The following is a 17503-nucleotide window of genomic DNA, read 5'->3' as shown; positions in this document are numbered from 1 at the left end:
CGAATCCCTTAGAACGTCCGCGCCTTGGGCGGAACCGAGTCGACGGTCAGCGGCTTCATCTGCACCGGCTTGTAATCCAGACGGTTGCCTTCGCTGAAGAACAGCGAGTGGCGCATCCAGTTGGCGTCGTCGCGCTCCGGGTAGTCGCTGTGTGCGTGCGCACCGCGGCTTTCCTTACGGGCTTCCGCTGCGATCATGGTGGCCTTGGCCACTTCGATCAGGTTGTCGACTTCCAGCGCTTCCATACGCGCCGTGTTGAACACCTTCGACTTGTCCTTCAGGTGGACGTGCGACACGCGCTCGGCCACTTGCTTGATCTCGTCCACGCCTTCCTTGAGCAGGTCCGAGGTACGGAACACGCCGGCGTGCTTCTGCATCGTCGCGCGGATGTCGTTAGCGATGTCCTGTGCGTACTCGCCCGAGCTGGAGGCTTCCAGACGGCCGAGGCGCGCCAGTGCATTGTCGCCAGCATCGGCGGGCAGCGGCTTGTGGTCGCCGTGGTTCTTGACGAAGTCGACGATGTGGTTACCGGCGGCACGGCCGAACACCACGAGGTCGAGCAGCGAGTTCGTACCCAGACGGTTGGCACCGTGGACCGACACGCACGAGCACTCGCCCACAGCGTAGAAGCCGTTGACGGGCACCGACGAGCCGTCCTTCTGCAGCACGACCTGACCGTTGTAGTTCGTCGGAATACCGCCCATCTGATAGTGGATGGTCGGCACGACGGGGATCGGTTCCTTGATCGCGTCGACGTTGGCGAACTTCAGTGCGATTTCGCGAATCGACGGCAGGCGCTTCATGATCGTCTCGGCACCGATGTGCGAGAGGTCGAGCAGCACGTAGTCGCCGTTCGGGCCGCAGCCACGGCCTTCCTTGATTTCCTGGTCCATCGAACGCGACACGAAGTCACGCGGCGCCAGATCCTTCAGCGTCGGAGCGTAGCGCTCCATGAAACGCTCGCCGTTCGAGTTACGCAGAATACCGCCTTCGCCGCGCACACCTTCGGTGATCAGCACGCCCGCGCCGGCCACGCCGGTCGGGTGGAATTGCCAGAATTCCATGTCTTCGAGCGGAATGCCTGCACGCGCAGCCATGCCCAGACCGTCACCGGTGTTGATGAACGCGTTGGTCGAAGCGGCGTACACACGGCCGGCACCGCCGGTCGCGAACAACGTGCACTTGCCTTCGAGCAGGTAGACTTCGCCGGTTTCGAGTTCCAGTGCCGACACGCCGAGGACATCGCCCTCTTCGTTGCGGATCAGGTCGAGCGCCATCCACTCCACGAAGAAGTGGGTCTTGGCTGCGACGTTTTGCTGGTACAGCGTGTGCAGCAGGGCGTGACCGGTACGGTCAGCGGCCGCGCAAGCGCGCTGGACGGGCTTCTCGCCGTAGTTCGCCGTGTGGCCGCCGAACGGGCGCTGGTAAATCGTGCCGTCCGGGTTACGGTCGAACGGCATGCCGAAGTGTTCCAGCTCGTAGACAGCGTTCGGTGCCTGACGGCACATGAACTCGATCGCATCCTGGTCGCCGAGCCAGTCGGAGCCCTTGATGGTGTCGTAGAAGTGGTAATGCCAGTTGTCTTCGCTCATGTTGCCAAGCGAAGCGCCAATGCCGCCTTGAGCAGCAACGGTATGCGAACGGGTGGGGAACACCTTGGACAGCACTGCCACCGACAGACCGGCCTTGGCCAGTTGCAGCGAAGCGCGCATGCCCGAACCACCTGCGCCCACGATGACGACGTCAAAGCGGCGGCGCGGCAGCGAATTTTTAATTGCAGCCATTCTTTACACTCTCCACAAAATCTGCGCGGCATAGCCGGCACAAGCCAGCAGCCAGACGATCGTCAGCGCATACAGCGCCAGTCGCACACTGACGGGCTTGACGTAGTCCATCCAGATGTCGCGAATGCCGACCCACGCGTGATAGAACAGCGCGAGCAGCGTAACGAACGTGGCCAACTTCATCCATTGATGCGAGAAGATGCCGGCCCAGCCTTCGTAGGAGAAGTTCTTGGCGGTGAAGAACCACACCAGCAGGATCACCGTGTACACGGCCATGATCACTGCGGTCATGCGCTGCGCAATCCAGTCGCGCAGGCCGTAGTGGGCGCCGACGACCAGGCGCTTGGAACCGATATTGTTCTGTGCCATCTTAGAACGCTCCGAACAGCTTGAGGGCGACGGCCAGCGTCAGCACCAGCGACACGGCCAGCACGACTACAGCCGAATTCTTGCCGCCTTCCTTGCTCACTGCGTCGTGATTGAAGTCCATGCGCAGGTGGCGCACGCCAGCACAGAAGTGGTGCAGGAAGCCCCACGACAACGCCAGGATGACGAGTTTGACAAACCAGTTGGAGGCGACGCTTCGAAGCGTTTCGAAGGTCAGTTCCGACGTGAGGCTCTGTTCGAACAGATACAGCGCGAACGGCAACAGAAGGAACAAGATGACACCGCTAATACGGTGCAGGATCGAAACGATACCAGCCGGCGGGAGACGGTACGAGACAATCTGTCCGATACCGATATTCCTGTAGACTGGCCGCTCTTTTTTTACCACTTCAGCCATGCTAGACCCCATGTAGTTACATCAGCCCCGGATTTTAGCGCCGATTCTAGTGCATTGCACCATACCGGTTCCAACGCTCCGGAAATTCCTGCCAACGGCGCACGACACGCCGCCCCCAAGCCTCGACTTTCAGGCACTTGCCGGCCACGACACCGGCGCATCCCTGGGGAAGTCGCCCTACCCTCTCAACAATTTCACGTCAGACTCGACTTCATCTTCAACTTAGTTCGTTCTGATAATGATGTTCCGTGGTGACATACCAACCCCGGCGCACTTCCACCGGTTTGTCTCCATAAGTGTAGGAAACGCGCTCCACACTCAGAAGAGGAAAACCCTTCGGCACCTTCAGCAGATCCGCCGTCATGTCGTCTGCGGCCACGGCGCGGACTTTCTCCACGGCGCGGATCATGCGCGTACCGAATTCGTCTTCGAACAGGCCGTACATCGGCCCCTTGTATTCATTGAGCTTTTCCGCCGTCAACCCACGGAACAGCGAACCCGGCAGCCAGATTTCGTCGAGCACCGTCGGACGGTCCGAGAAATCCATCATGCGACGAATCAGAATCACGCCGTCGCCTGCGCGCAGATCCAGCTGACGTGCGATTTCCGCCGGTGCGCGCATACGGCGGCACTCAATCAGGCGGCTGGGCGGGTGATGGGGTTCGCCCGAGTCGGGCGCGAGACGCAGAAACCGGAACTGCACCCGGTCTTCATGATGGGTGGCGACAAACGTGCCTCGACCTTGACGGCGCACCAGCAGGTTCTCGGCCGCCAGCTCGTCGATGGCTTTGCGCACCGTTCCCTGACTGACCTTGTAACGGCCTGCCAGATCGACTTCGCTGGGAATGATTTCGCCGGGCTTCCATTCGCCGGCTTGCAGGCTCTGGGTAATGAGCCCCTTGATCTGCTGGTACAGCGGACTGAAGGTCGGCGACGCTCCGGCGGTCACGCCACCCTGCACAGCCGATGCAGCCGGGGAGACCTGAGCGACATCGCGCGCGCTGTCCGATCGCTGCGGCGCGTCGACAGGCGGCGTGGTGTTGGATGTGTCGCGAACGTTCGCATTCATGGCGGGGATTTGACCACAAATCAAGACCTTCGTCCATCGAATAACAGCAATAATCCTATGTCTTATATAAGACATAAGATAGAGTTGACATTCGTTCTGGCGACTCCTACACTGGCGCGGGCTAACAGGGGCCTGCGGCCCGCAGCGGCTATCTTATAAGATAAGAGCGTCCGGTGCTTCGCACATGTCGACGGCAGCACTCCCCGCGCAGCCCGCAAGCTTCCGTAGGTCAAGGAATTTTAGAAGCTTCATGTGACGCGGCGCTGTCAGCCTGGCAAAAATTGCCACCCGGACGGTGAGCCCATCCTGAGCTTCGCAGGATTATTTGTACACGTCTGGAGAGATTCTCATGGCAAAACCCGCAATGCGTGTCGCCGTCACCGGCGCCGCTGGCCAAATCGGCTACTCCCTGCTCTTCCGTATCGCCAATGGCGACATGCTCGGCAAGGATCAGCCCGTCATCCTGCAACTGCTCGACCTCCCGCAAGCTCAAGCCGCCGTCAAGGGCGTCGTGATGGAGCTCGAAGACTGCGCGTTCCCGCTGCTGGCCGGCGTGGTCGTGACCGACGCCCCGAAGGTCGCCTTCAAGGATGCCGACGTCGCCCTGCTGGTTGGCGCCCGTCCGCGCTCGAAGGGCATGGAACGTAAGGATCTGCTCGAAGCGAACGGCGCTATCTTCACGGTGCAGGGCAAGGCCCTGGACGAAGTCGCCAGCCGCAACGTCAAGGTGCTGGTCGTCGGCAACCCGGCGAACACCAACGCCTACATCGCCATGAAGTCGGCCCCGAATCTGCCGAAGGAAAACTTCACCGCGATGCTGCGCCTGGATCACAACCGTGCCCTGTCGCAACTCGCCGCCAAGACCGGCAAGCCGGTCGCGAGCATCGAAAAGCTGGCCGTGTGGGGCAACCACTCGCCGACGATGTACGCCGACTACCGCTTCGCCACGATCGACGGCCAAAGCGTGAAGGCCACGATCAACGACGACGTGTGGAACAACGACGTGTTCCTGCCGACCGTCGGCAAGCGCGGCGCCGCCATCATCGAAGCCCGTGGCCTGTCGTCGGCCGCTTCGGCTGCCAACGCTGCCATCGACCACATCCATGACTGGGTGCTGGGCTCGAACGGCAAGTGGGTCACGATGGGTATCCCGTCGGACGGCTCGTACGGCATCCCGGAAGACGTGATCTACGGCGTGCCGGTGATCTGCGAAAACGGCAAGTACAAGCGCGTGGAAGGCCTCGAGATCGACGCCTACTCGCGTGAAAAGATGGACTTCACGCTCAAGGAGCTCGAAGAAGAGCGCGCTGGCGTGGCCCATCTGTTGGGCTGATTTCCCAGGAATACCCCGGGAGCCGGCCCCGCGCGATGCCAAAAGCGTCGCAACGGGCCGAAACTGCGCCGGCGGCTACCCCCAGTGCCGGCGCAACTCCCCCCGCATCAAAAGCAGCACCCGTAAGTTCCTCGAATCCAGAGTGACGACGTAACGTACCCCGGTAGCACGCCAACTTGCTACGACGTTATGATCCCGCCACTCCCTCACGCATCATCGAGCGATTTCTTGGCCAAGCGAATGCAGCGTCCGATTGCCGCAAGCAGCGCACTGCCCCGGATCTCCGGCGCCTGCGTAATGCCCGCGGCGAACGCAATGAACGCCTTGCTGAACGCCGGACTGAACGCCGGACTGAACGCCGTCAAGCCCCCACCCTCGCGTTCGTTTCGCCAAGCACTCCGCCCGCAGCGCTTCCCGCACTCTTGTCGGGACGGTTTTGGACCGAAGCGCCGCCAGACTCGGCGAATTGCCGATATCGTGACTTTCCGCACCGCAACACAATCCATCGCGACGCCGGCACTTACCGCCGTCGCTTGTTGCGCTTGCGTGAAAGGAATTGAAAAAATTTGTGTGGTGACGTCGAACGACGCAGACTTCGTACGATAATCTGCGCTTTTGCAAACGACGGTTCTTACCCTCTGGAGAGACTCACCATGAAGAAGCTTTGTCTGACTGCGCTGGTTGCCCTGTGCTCCGTTGCCCTCGTCCCGACGGCATTTGCCGCCGAGCCGGCGAGCAAGACCACGACCAAGAAGGCCGCTCCGAAGAAGAAGGCCCCGGCCAAGAAGAAGGCCGCTGTCGCTGCAGCCCCTGCGCAACCGGACGAAGGCTCGGAACTCTGGAGCTGCAAAGAGAACAATAAGTTGTACATCAAGGGTGACATGAAGCGCGACCAGATCCTGACGATGTTCTGGGAAGGCCGCAACTACCGACTGCCGCGTCAGCAAACGACGACCGGCGCGGACCGTTTCTATGACGCAGCAAGCGGCATGGATCTGGTCGTGATTCCGACCAAGGCCATGCTCTTCACGCACCGCGATGGCGGCAACCGCCTGGCTGACGAGTGCATGACGCAAGCGATGTCGGAGCAGAACAAGACAGCACCGACGCAATCGAACGAGTTGATCAAGGTGACCAACTGAGCAGGCGCCGGGTCGACACCGGCGCAGTTCACGTGATGCGCCAGCCGCTTTCCTGTTGCACTGTTGCACATTTGGTTTCACCGGAACATCGGGAGTCTTCGCAGTACCCGGCACGCCGGACGCATGACCTACCGGCATCGTAGCGGGCACCCAGGCAGGTGCCTGCACGATACCGGCCCCCACTAATAGCTTCACCACGCTTTGTTTTTCTGTATCACTCAAGGAAAGATCATGGCCCACAACCTCCACAAAACGCTTAAAGAGTTCAAGCTCGGCGGCAACAAGAAAGGCAAGTTCTACTCGCTGCCCCAACTGGGCAAGGCCCTGGGTGTGAATGTCGAACGCCTGCCGGTGTCGATCCGCCTCGTGCTCGAGTCCGTGCTGCGCAACTGCGACGGCAAGAAGGTGACCGAAGAGCACGTCAAACAACTGGCCAACTGGAAACCGAACGCCGAGCGCACCGACGAAATTCCGTTCGTCGTCGCGCGTGTCGTGCTGCAGGATTTCACGGGCGTGCCGCTGCTGGCCGACCTGGCCGCCATGCGTAACGTCGCCGAGCGTCAGGGCACGAACCCGAAGCGCATCGAGCCGCTGGTGCCGGTGGATCTGGTGGTCGACCACTCGGTCACGATCGATCACTTCCGCGAGAAGAAGGCGCTCGATCTGAACATGAAGCTGGAATTCCAGCGCAACAACGAGCGCTACCAGTTCATGAAGTGGGGGATGCAGGCGTTCGACACGTTCGGCGTCGTGCAACCGGGCTATGGCATCGTCCACCAGGTGAACCTGGAATATCTGGCACGCGGCGTGCACAAGAAGGACGATGTGTTCTATCCGGACACGCTCGTCGGCACGGACAGCCACACGACCATGATCAATGGTATCGGCGTGGTGGGCTGGGGTGTGGGCGGCATTGAAGCCGAAGCCGGCATGCTGGGTCAGCCGGTGTACTTCCTGACGCCGGACGTCGTCGGCGTGGAGCTGACGGGCCGTCTGCGCGAAGGCGTGACCGCCACCGACCTGGTGCTGACGATCACGGAAATGCTGCGTCGCGAGAAGGTCGTGGGTAAATTCGTCGAATTCTTCGGCGAAGGCACGTCGAGCCTCGCACTGCCGGACCGCGCCACCATCGCCAACATGGCGCCGGAATACGGTGCGACGATGGGCTTCTTCCCGGTCGACGAAAAGACGATCGATTACTTCAAGGGCACGGGTCGCACGAAGGCCGAAATCGACGCGTTCGAATCGTACTTCAAGGCCCAGAACCTCTTCGGCGTGCCGAAGACGGACAGCATCGATTACACCAAGACGCTCAAGCTGGACCTCGGCACGGTCGCACCGTCGCTGGCAGGCCCGAAGCGTCCGCAAGACCGCATCGAAATCGGCAACGTGAAGTCGACGTTCAAGGACCTGTTCACGAAGCCGGTCGCCGAGAACGGTTTCAATCTGACGCAAGAACAACTCGACGCTACGTACAAGACGGCCAGCGGCATCGACGTGAACAACGGCGACGTGCTCATTGCTGCCATTACGTCGTGCACGAACACGTCGAACCCGAGCGTGCTGCTCGCTGCCGGTCTGCTGGCGAAGAAGGCTGTGGAAGCCGGTCTGAAGGTCGCACCGCACATCAAGACGTCGCTCGCCCCGGGAAGCCGTGTGGTCACCGAGTATCTGCACGCAGCCGGTCTGCTGGGATACCTCGAGAAGCTCGGCTTCGGCGTGACGGCTTATGGCTGCACGACCTGTATCGGTAACGCTGGCGATCTGACGGCCGAACTGAACGAGACGATCACGAAGAACGACATGGTCGCGGCCGCCGTGCTGTCGGGCAACCGTAACTTCGAAGCGCGTATTCACCCGAACATCCGCGCCAACTTCCTCGCCTCGCCCCCGCTGGTCGTGGCTTACGCCATCGCTGGCAACGTCACGCGTGACCTGATGACCGAACCGGTCGGCAAGGGCAAGGGTGGCCGCGATGTCTTCCTGGGCGACATCTGGCCGACCAGCGAAGAAATCCACAAGCTGATGAAGTTCGCCATGAACGCAAAGGTGTTCAAGGCCAACTACGACTCGGTGAAGGAACCGAGCCCGCTGTGGGCGAAGGTCAAGGGCTCGAAGGGTCAGGTCTACGATTGGCCGACGTCGACCTACATCGCCGAGCCGCCGTTCTTCGACGGCTTCTCGATGGAACCGAACGCCGACATCAAGCCGATCCAGGGCGCACGCGCACTGGGCGTGTTCGGTGACTCGGTGACGACGGACCACATCAGCCCGGCAGGCTCGATCAAGGAAACGTCGCCGGCTGGCAAGTGGCTGCTGGAAAACGGCGTGCTCAAGGCCGACTTCAACAGCTACGGCTCGCGCCGCGGTAACCACGAAGTGATGATGCGCGGCACGTTCGCCAACGTCCGTATCAAGAACCTGATGATTCCCGCAAAGGCCGATGGCTCGCGTGTGGAAGGCGGCCTGACGATTCACCAGCCGAGCGGCGAACAGCTCTCGATCTACGACGCCGCAATGAAGTACGTCGGCGAGAACACCCCGACGGTGGTGTTCGGTGGCGAAGAGTACGGCACGGGTTCGTCGCGTGACTGGGCAGCCAAGGGCACGCAACTGCTGGGCGTGAAGGCAGTCATCACCCGTTCGTTCGAACGTATCCACCGCTCCAACCTGGTCGGCATGGGCGTTCTGCCCCTGCAATTCAAGGGTTCGGACAGCGTGGAATCGCTCGGCATCACGGGCGAAGAAACGTACGACATCGAAGGTCTGACGGCCGACATCAAGCCGCAGCAAGACGTCACGCTGGTGATCCATCGCAAGAACGGCGAAACGCAAAAGGTGCAAGTCCTGCTGCGTATCGACACGCCGATCGAAGTGGATTACTACAAGCACGGCGGCATCCTGCCGTTCGTGCTGCGTCAATTGCTTGCAGCGGCTTAAGGGAGATTTTGCGCACGTCGTAACGACATAGCGCATCATCGCCTTCAACGAAGGAAGAAAGCCCGGCGAACAACTTTGTTGCTCGTCGGGCTTTTACCTGTTACGAGGCGCCTTCCTCAAGTGCACCCTAGCAAGGCACTCGCCGCTGCGATATCCGCCTCGACAAGCGATGCGGTACTCGCTTTCAGCTTCAGGCTTCCAATCAATACCCGATACCGAGCTTGGGCAAGTTCGCGACGTACGCGGTAGAGCTTGTATTGCGCATTTAGCACATCGACGCTTGGGCGAACATGGTACTCATACCCAACTTGGTTCGATTCGAGTGCTGTTTGAGCGGACGTTTCCCCGACCTCAAGGGCGGCAATACGCATCAATCCGGTCGTCACGCTCAGATAGGCCTTTTGTGCTTCGAGCCCTGCTACGCGCCGCGCTTCCGTCAGTTCGTCCGACGCCTGTTCGACCAAAGCCAACGTCTCGCGAACCCGACTTTGGACTGAAAATCCGGAGAAAATCGGAATTTGAATCTGAATGCCGACCCGGCTCTCGTCCCTCGCCCCGCTCCAATATGGCGAGCCACCATAGCGACTGCGGCTCTCCCGACTCGCGATCAGATCAACGCTCGGCATGTGTCCGGCATAGGCCTTTGCTGTTTCCCTTTTCGCAACCTCCATCGCAATGGCACTCAACTGCACAGCATAAGCATACTGCTCAGCGTGTTCCACCCAGACGCTCGCATCGCTCGGGACCGGAGTTGGTAAAGGGTCTTTGAATTGCGGCATAGCTCCGCGCTGAACTTTACGACCGATAACCAATGCGAGCGAACTTTGCTTCAGGTCGACGGCGCCTTGCGCGTCGATTTCATCAGCGATTGCCTGATCGAGACTGGCCGTAGCTTCATGAACATCAACAATCGTCGTAACGCCTTGCGATACGCTGGCTTTCGCTTGCGCCAGTTGCTCGGCAACGGCAACGCGTTGCGCCTTTGCCAATGACGCAACGTGCTGCGCCTCCAGAAACTCGAGATAGGCCTCTGCGACTCGCAGCATGAGCTCCTGATTTGCCTTTGCAAGCGTGACATCCGCCTTCGTCACCAAGAGAACGCCACGCTGATAGCCGTGCCATGCTTCCACATTGACAATGGGCTGCTTGAGGGAAATGGTATATCCAGTTGCAATCTGAGCAGTTGAGCCGATCTGGGACGTTTCCGACGACTCCTGCATCGCACGGCCTTGCACTTCAACTGTAGGCAGCCACCTAGCTCTCGCTTGAGGCAATGCTTCTCTCCCGGCCGCATGGGCTGCCCGAGCGGCAGAAATTCGCGCATCGAAATGCAGTGCCTCACGATATAGGGTCAACAGTTCTGTCGCGAATGAACATTTGGGTATGGCAGCGCAAAAACACAGGGCCAGACCGCAAAACACGCGGCCGACCGCGCGCTTCGCAAACAACGGGCGCGCATGAAACGTGAACATCATTATTGGGATTTGAAACTTCGATATCTGAAAGTGATCGCTCCGATTCAAGACTATCGTTGCGATATGCAGGCAGATCGCGAAGCGCCGCCGTTCAGGCGACGCTCCGAGAGAGACCCGGTCAGCCTACCCAGCGACCGTCATTGCCAGTTAGCCGCCAGCAACGGCGTGAGTGCCGTTCGATAGTCGGCCGGTAGTGAGGTCTGCCCGGCGGCAGGTGGTGAAAACTCAGCCATCGCGTTCACGAGTAGCTCCACCTGACTTGCCGTCATTGCCCGACCATCAGCCAGCCTGACCTGATCCAATCGAAAATCCGAACCCGCGTACCATTCTCGAATCGTTACACGGTCTTGCGCCCCCAAGACACTGATTTCGAGATTGTCACCCTCTCGCTTGAGCCATATCTGGTCTGCATCGATATCACCGCCTAACTGTAGTACGTCGAGCTTGGCATGACCGACATCATGGTTATAGATCGCATCGTCGCCGGAACCTCTGCCGAAGAGGTAGGTGTCCGAGCCGGCGCCCCCGATCAGGTAATCGTTTCCGGCCCCACCGTCCAGCCAGTCGTCGCCATCGCCGCCAAGCATGCGGTTATCACCCGCGTTACCAATCAAACGATTGGCTAGCGCATTACCCGTGGCGTTGATCGAAGCCGTCCCTGTCAAAGTTAGGTTCTCCACATGCTCGCCAAGCGTGAAGGATACTGACGAACGCACTGTATCCATCCCCTCACCGTCGCGCTCCACCACGCGATCCGCCGTATCGTCGACGATGTAGACGTCATCCCCTTTCCCGCCGATCAATAAATCTGCGCCAGCGCCTCCATCCAAAGTATTGGCCGCGTCGTTTCCGATAATGCGATTTACTTTGGCATTGCCGGTCCCGTTGGTCGCTGCGCCACCGATCAACTCCAACGCCTCAACTTCGCGAGGCAGCGTGTAGCTGATGCTCGACTTCACAGTATCGAAGCCTCCACCTGCGTGTTCAATGACGCGGTCACCTGCGTCATCGACGAAGTAGGTGTCGTCACCGGTCCGGCCCTCCATGACATCGGCACCCGCAAAACCATCGAGAACATTCCCTCCCGCGTCGCCAACAAGCGTGTCGTTGCCACTGGTGCCCGATATGCGGACGTTCGTCTTCAACGTGTCGTGTTGCCCGAAAATGAAGTTCCTCTCGGAAAGAAACGCCTGATTGACGCCACGAAGCGTGATGTACTGCGTTCCGGAAGCCATCGGCCCCAGGAAGACACGTAAGAATTGCTGGCCGGCAATGACGACGTTACTAAACGTCAGATCCTTGAACGACGAGACCGCTCGAATTTTCGAAAGATCGATCTTCTCTCCAAAATTGAAGGGTTCGAAGTCGTCGATCAGGTTTTTCATCAGGCCATTCGATGCCGTCGGACTTCGATCTTCAACGACCACAAAGCGATCAGCGCCTTGCCCCCCAGCAACGGCAGCTCCGGTAAGCGAGCCTCCTTGAAACGTCAGACTCGGTGCGAACAAGTCGCCGTCGGCGAATTCCGCTAGCCCCTGATCTCCCTCAAGATAGAGGATGTCGTCACCGGCATCGCCGTTGAGATAGTCCAGCCCCTCATCACCCCACAAGATGTCATTGCCGGGGCCACCGCGCACGACATCGTTGCCTGCGCCGCCGTGAAGGATGTCGTTTCCGCCCACAAGGTCATCGGTTGAGCGCTCGCCAACCAGCACGTCATTTCCGGCACCACCGAAGATGATGTCATCACCATTTCCGCCGAACACGCGATCGTCGCCGCCACCAGCCCAGTAGTTCACCCCGTTATCCGGCAAAACCGCTTCGCTATCCGAGGAGTTACTCCCGAAGGCAAACATCCTGCCATTGACGATATCCGCAACGCGCAGCCCTTCTTCCACCGTCAGGAAATCGAGGGCTGACAATTGACTCGCATCGACGTTCTTCAGAATTAGTGTTTGCCCGTCAGGCAATCCGATATGCGCGTCCGCTTCCAACTGGGTGAACGTGAGACGCGTGAAGATGTCGGCACCCAGCGCCGACAAAACGATGCGATCTTCTCCGACGGAGAAATCGGTGATCGTATCGTTCGAACCCGAAGCATGTTCGACCACGAAGAAATCCGGGCCGGTGCCGCCCGTAAGCGTATCGTTACCGCTTCCGCCGAATAGGATGTCCCATCCTCCGTTGCCGTTGAGCGTATCGTTGCCTTGCCCCCCGACAAGAACGTTGGCGTTGTCATTGCCAATCAAGACGTCGTCAGACTCACCGCCGATGACGTTGGCGAAGTTGGCAGAGTTTTGGATGGTTAGCGCTTTGCCTGCGATGGTGCCATTTCCCGCAAGAAGGTCAATCCGGCTCCCGCTTGATACGGCAGCAACATTGATTGTGTTGATACCGCCATTACCGTCCTCAAGGACGTCACGACCATTTCCTGTGACGTTGGCGAATTCATCGGTGTACACGTACTGATCATTTGCTGTGCCCTGCCTCCCCATGGCATTCATGCTCCAATCGATCAAGACGCCTGTGTCGCCCGAAGCTGCATCGATAACCTGCAGCGTCCAATCACCGTCGGCAGGCTCCCCCCGATGCCGCGCAGACCCGAATACGAAATCGAGCATATTGGAGTCCCCGAAACTGGAATCCCCTCGGGATGTGGCGTCGCCCGGCACGAGCCCAGGACGATCCATCAGAATCGACTCAGTGCCCGACGGTGAAATCAATTTGATAATCAGATCGCCCGGACGAGCGTGCGTGAGACGAACCCGCACTTCTACGTGCTCGGTCGTTGCGCCGACCCCGGACATGCGCAACGTGTTTTTGATCCCGGCCATATCCCCATCTGGAATGGCGCTCATACCGCCAACGGACGTAGGACTCTTGATCGCCCCGTAAAGATTGCCCGCTGTCTGCTGATCAATCCAGTTTTCAGCGAGACGAACAGCTGCCCGAGCGTCGACTTGCCCATAACCATAGTCATGACTGACGTGCATGCCGCCGCCGTTCCACCGTGTGGCACCGTTGGTCTGCCAATCTGTGTTGGGGTCATCAACCTTGCGCGCCGTGAGTGCGAGAATTTCTTGCACGTCGCGATAACCCAAGCGAGGATTCGCTTCCAACATTAATGCGACGATGCCCGACACGATTGGCGTTGCGAAACTGGTACCTTGAACCGTTTTTGCGTCGGATCCGAACGTAGAGCCGTTAGCGTTTTGCTGCAAACTTGATGTCGAAGTGACGTTCGATCCCGGTGCGCTGACAAGGATGCTCGCCCCGCGTGACGAAAAAGGCTGTTCGCTAACCTGCGCCAGACCGAGATCCGTCTTCGCATTGATTGCGCCGACAATAATGCTCGAACGGGAGTTGGAAAGACTGCTGTAATTTGCATTTCCGCCCTTCGCACGATCATTGCCTGCGGCCATCACTATTACCGTGCCAAGGCCTTCGCGCCCGTGGTTGAGGGCGTCCGCGTACTCTGGTGACAATGCACCGATTTCAGCCCGATCGAATTTCAAGGTGAAGCGCTCGCGCGATCCCCAGCTGTGATTCACCACGTCGTACTCTTTCATGCGCGCCAGGGACGACATGTCTTTGGCCGCAAGCCAATGCCCCCCCAAAGTTGCGCCGTATGCCACACCGACGCCACCGGTGCCGTTTCGCGAGGCCACCATAACCCCCGCTACCAGCGTCGCATGTTCCGAGATTTTTCCGTCGTCTCCGGCACCCGCCTGTCGCTCTGGAGAGGCTTGTGCCAACCATTCCGAATCGATGTTGTCCTTCAGATCGCTATGGCGATAGTCAAGGATTTCCTTGCTGGTGCCGAATGAGCCGTTGGTTTCGAATTGTCCGATGCGCACCCCTTTGCCACTGTAATCCTTCCATACCGGCAGAATGTTCGCATCGCCTAAATACCATTGATCGGTAACTTGTTCATCCGATGGCAAATCCGTCGTCTTCAGAAACACCGCCGCCTTGGCGGCTGCCGCCTCACCCGTGCTGATTTGCGTGATTACGGCTGCGGGATTGCCTTTGGCGTCGGCCACCGTGTACTTGAAACTCATAATGCCGCTGAACGTGGCATCAGGCGTGAACACAACGTCACCGACATCCGTCAATGCAACGGTTCCGCCAACGGCCTCCATCACCGACGAAATCTGCAACGAATCGCCTTGAAAATCGATATCGTTGGCAAGCAACTGCTCTTTTGCGATCAGATGAATGCCGTTGCGCTCAAGTCGCTTGCCGTGCTTGTCTTGCGTAAGAACGTCTTTCACCGGCATCGGATTTTCCAATCCAACGCCGCTACTGCTCGGAATGTCTACTAACGTGATATCGGAGAAGTTCGCCTTCTCGACGTTCTTCACGAAATCCGTGCCGTCGCGCCCGGTGACCGTATCGCTGATCCAGACGCCGCCCTCTCCTGGCGTAATGCGATATTCGGAAAGGCGGCCTGACAGCTCAATGATGTCGACGCCATCACCACCGTCTATTGTGTCGTCACCGCTCCCTCCTCGCAGCACATCATTCCCAGCACCTCCGAATAGCGTGTCATCGTCTGCACCGCCGTCCAGATAGTCGTCGCCCTCGCCACCGAGCAAACGGTCGCGACCTCGATGACCCCGGATGACATCGTTGCCACTACCGCCATCGATGACGTCATCACCGTCTTCGCCCGAAAGGGCGTCGTTGCCCGCCCCGCCGACAATGATGTCGTTGCCTGCGCCACCTGAAATGAACACACTGCTTCGCCCACCACCGATGAGCACATCATCTCCTCGCCCGCCATGCACGATCTCGACTTCGCTTTGCGCCAGATCGAGCGTAACGCCCCGGTCACCGACAACATGCACGATGTCGGTGCCACTACCCCCATTGACGAAGACATCGTCGGCGTCGATCAGCAGGACATCGTCGCCGTGGCCGCCTTCGAGACGGTCGGCACCAGCACCTCCGGCCAGCCAGTTGTTGCCCGCATCGCCTTTCAGAACGTCGTTGCCTTTGCCACCAACGCCGTTGCTAACCCCTTTTAGGGCCACGTCGATCGTCTCTCCCGCCTCGTCACCCGCAACGTAGGCACTCCCGGGCCGAGCGCGGACATCTCCACCCGCATCGGTTTGAACGATCGTGCCGCTACCGCTTGGCCTGAAAGTGCTGCCGTTGGGACTGACCAGCAAGTTCGCCGCCACGGCTTCCTTCGTCAGTCCGTGCTGGACGAATGTCCCGCGCGCCAGAATCTCGTTGCCATCGCGAACTTCGCCGCTTTGTTTCTCCGATGTGAGCGCGATACTCGTAATGCCGAGCTCGTCCAAGCCTTTGAGTTCACTTTCCTCACCAGTGTCGAGCTGACCGTTCCCGTTCGTATCAATCCAGCTTTGGCCGTTGTGATCGGCGTCTACCCAGACCTTGACCTGCTGCCAGGCCTCGTCTCGCTGATCGAATACGCCATCGTTGTTGCTATCAAGACTCTTGAGGGCCGCAAATCCATCCGTAAAGCGCTTTTCTCCCGACGCGCCCTCCGTTCCGGCGGCCCCTGCAAAGTATTCCGAGAGGACTTCGGACATATTGTCGATCTTGCCGTTACCGTTTCGATCGAGAACTACGATGCCGTCCTCTGGGGATACCCAGCCGGTTTGCTCAAGGCTTCCGCCATCGTTATCGGCATCAAACCATACGGGTGCGCTCACGTAATCCGTGAGTTTCACACCGTCGCCATTGAGGTCGAGAACCAAAGGGTCGGTGGGAACAGCTTTGCTCGCCCAATCGCCAATGCTGTTGATGATTGCCCCGTTGACGCCATTCAAGACGCTATTGCCTTCTTGCAACGACACGCGGTCAATAACGGGGTCTGCTACGTTTCCGTTACCCGGTCGCCAGCCATCAGCAAGGATGCGTGTCGATGCCGTAGACGCCGTGTTTTCGATGAAGCTTCCAGCAAACTGATCGCGGTTGAGTTTGTCAGCGTCCGAGCGAACGTCCCAGCCGCCGCCGCCGGTGACGAAGCCGTCTTCGACGCGCTGCGCTTGCGCCTCGAAATCACCAGCCCCTTCGTTCGCGGTTTGACGCTCGGGTTTGATTGTGAGGTCGAAATCATTGCGAACCTCGGAGAGAACTGGGCGATTGATGATTTGCCCCTCGTGGATCAGATCGGGGTGCGTGATTTGCGGGTTTGCCTGCAAATACGCCTCGACGGTGACGCCATCACGTGCGGCAAGCTGCCAGAGGTTTTCGCCCTTTTTCACTGTGTAGTTGTGATCTGAGCTAGCCGCGTCGGCATCGCGCGTTAAGCTCCAGCGGTCACCAAGAATCTCGATGCGGCCGTCAGGCGTTTGCCGAGCGACGTCGATAGATGTCGTGTCGTGGGGGCTCGCGATCGGTTTGAAAACTGTGGCCGTCTCGGATATTGGGGTAGTGCCTCCGGGCGTAAGCACACGCGGTGCATCCTTAAGGCTGAATTCGATTTTCGCGACACCCAAATCGAGAACGGCATTTTTGCCAGAGGATTCGACGAGTTCTTTCCAGACGTGTTCGGAAGCCCACTTTTCTCCGTAATATCCACCAAAAGCCGCGCCGACCATCCGACCAGCCCACGTTGTTAATCCCCCAGAACGGATCAACCCGCCAATTACCCCTCCTGCCAGCGCGCCGGTCCCACCTACCAATGTCCCGCCGACAATCTTGAAAATCGCCTCGCCCACAACGTTGGCATCACCCGCCCCGAATCCCATTCCGATCTGGAGTGTATTTCCGAGATTCCCGACCAGCCATATCTTGGCGCCAGGTATTTTTGCTGCAAGCTTTGCCTGAGCATCCCCAGATTTCAATGCGTTCGCCAGAGCATCCTGCATTCCCTGCGTAAATGCCGTCATGCTCGAATCAAAAACCACCTGAACAATTTTCGTTTCCTGCTTTTCCTGACTCATCCTTATCTCCAAAATATTTGATTTACAAAAAACTCTTACTGCCCTCCCAACAAAGG

10 protein-coding genes are annotated in these 17503 nt (G+C 59.1%); 4 read left to right on the top strand and 6 right to left on the bottom strand.

Translation table 11 applies throughout. The features are described 5' to 3' along the window. Positions 1 to 8: 8 nt before the first annotated feature. The 4 genes from sdhA to NTU39_RS10535 form a co-directional block, all read right to left on the bottom strand. Positions 9 to 1784 carry a succinate dehydrogenase flavoprotein subunit gene (sdhA, locus tag NTU39_RS10550; protein ID WP_150664871.1) on the bottom strand — a complete coding sequence of 592 codons (1776 nt, stop codon included), beginning with the start codon at positions 1782 to 1784 and terminating at the stop codon, positions 9 to 11. A 3-nt stretch (positions 1785 to 1787) separates the two neighbouring features. Continuing rightward, a complete protein-coding gene (gene sdhD, locus NTU39_RS10545) occupies positions 1788 to 2153 on the bottom strand; it encodes a succinate dehydrogenase, hydrophobic membrane anchor protein (protein ID WP_039399175.1) in 366 nt (121 codons plus the stop codon). 1 nt (position 2154) lies between these two features. Then, positions 2155 to 2568: a succinate dehydrogenase, cytochrome b556 subunit gene (sdhC, locus tag NTU39_RS10540; protein WP_039399176.1), complete on the bottom strand. Its 414-nt coding sequence runs from the start codon at positions 2566 to 2568 to the stop codon at positions 2155 to 2157. A gap of 217 nt (positions 2569 to 2785) precedes the next feature. After that, entirely contained in the window at positions 2786 to 3646 is an 861-nt protein-coding gene (locus NTU39_RS10535; protein WP_373275399.1) for a GntR family transcriptional regulator, read from the bottom strand. 340 nt (positions 3647 to 3986) lie between these two features. On the opposite strand from NTU39_RS10535, the gene NTU39_RS10530 reads away from it, so the two are divergent. The 4 genes from NTU39_RS10530 to acnA all read left to right on the top strand — a co-directional run bounded on the left by NTU39_RS10530 (position 3987) and on the right by acnA (position 9052). Next, positions 3987 to 4970 (top strand): malate dehydrogenase, encoded by a 984-nt coding sequence (locus NTU39_RS10530; RefSeq protein WP_257959790.1) that lies wholly within the window; start codon positions 3987 to 3989, stop codon positions 4968 to 4970. 315 nt (positions 4971 to 5285) lie between these two features. After that, positions 5286 to 5576, top strand: a complete 291-nt coding sequence (locus NTU39_RS10525) for a hypothetical protein (protein WP_150664869.1) — start codon at positions 5286 to 5288, stop codon at positions 5574 to 5576. A 47-nt stretch (positions 5577 to 5623) separates the two neighbouring features. After that, on the top strand, positions 5624 to 6112 hold the full coding sequence (locus NTU39_RS10520) for a hypothetical protein (protein WP_257959789.1): 489 nt from the start codon (positions 5624 to 5626) through the stop codon (positions 6110 to 6112). Positions 6113 to 6343: 231 nt separating this feature from the next. Then, positions 6344 to 9052: an aconitate hydratase AcnA gene (gene acnA, locus NTU39_RS10515; protein WP_150664867.1), complete on the top strand. Its 2709-nt coding sequence runs from the start codon at positions 6344 to 6346 to the stop codon at positions 9050 to 9052. 116 nt (positions 9053 to 9168) lie between these two features. Here acnA and NTU39_RS10510 read toward each other — a convergent pair whose 3' ends face one another. Continuing rightward, a complete protein-coding gene (locus tag NTU39_RS10510; RefSeq protein ID WP_150664866.1) occupies positions 9169 to 10527 on the bottom strand; it encodes a TolC family outer membrane protein in 1359 nt (452 codons plus the stop codon). A 137-nt stretch (positions 10528 to 10664) separates the two neighbouring features. Further along, entirely contained in the window at positions 10665 to 17447 is a 6783-nt protein-coding gene (locus NTU39_RS10505) for an SPM autocatalytic domain-containing protein (RefSeq protein ID WP_257959788.1), read from the bottom strand. Between the last annotated feature and the right edge of the window lie 56 nt (positions 17448 to 17503).

This window comes from Pandoraea commovens (assembly GCF_024704525.1).
GTDB classification, from domain to species: domain Bacteria; phylum Pseudomonadota; class Gammaproteobacteria; order Burkholderiales; family Burkholderiaceae; genus Pandoraea; species Pandoraea commovens.
Note: the sequence above shows the minus strand (reverse complement) of the source record. Positions and strands in the feature narration are given on the sequence as shown.

Bases quoted from the DNA above. Each gene is read 5' to 3' on its own strand.
- sdhA (WP_150664871.1), bottom strand. From the start codon at position 1,784: ATGGCTGCAATTAAAAATTCGCTGCCGCGCCGCCGCTTTGACGTCGTC.
- sdhD (WP_039399175.1), bottom strand. From the start codon at position 2,153: ATGGCACAGAACAATATCGGTTCCAAGCGCCTGGTCGTCGGCGCCCAC.
- sdhC (WP_039399176.1), bottom strand. From the start codon at position 2,568: ATGGCTGAAGTGGTAAAAAAAGAGCGGCCAGTCTACAGGAATATCGGT.
- NTU39_RS10530 (WP_257959790.1), top strand. From the start codon at position 3,987: ATGGCAAAACCCGCAATGCGTGTCGCCGTCACCGGCGCCGCTGGCCAA.
- NTU39_RS10525 (WP_150664869.1), top strand. From the start codon at position 5,286: ATGAACGCCTTGCTGAACGCCGGACTGAACGCCGGACTGAACGCCGTC.
- NTU39_RS10520 (WP_257959789.1), top strand. From the start codon at position 5,624: ATGAAGAAGCTTTGTCTGACTGCGCTGGTTGCCCTGTGCTCCGTTGCC.
- acnA (WP_150664867.1), top strand. From the start codon at position 6,344: ATGGCCCACAACCTCCACAAAACGCTTAAAGAGTTCAAGCTCGGCGGC.
- NTU39_RS10510 (WP_150664866.1), bottom strand. From the start codon at position 10,527: ATGATGTTCACGTTTCATGCGCGCCCGTTGTTTGCGAAGCGCGCGGTC.
- NTU39_RS10505 (WP_257959788.1), bottom strand. From the start codon at position 17,447: ATGAGTCAGGAAAAGCAGGAAACGAAAATTGTTCAGGTGGTTTTTGAT.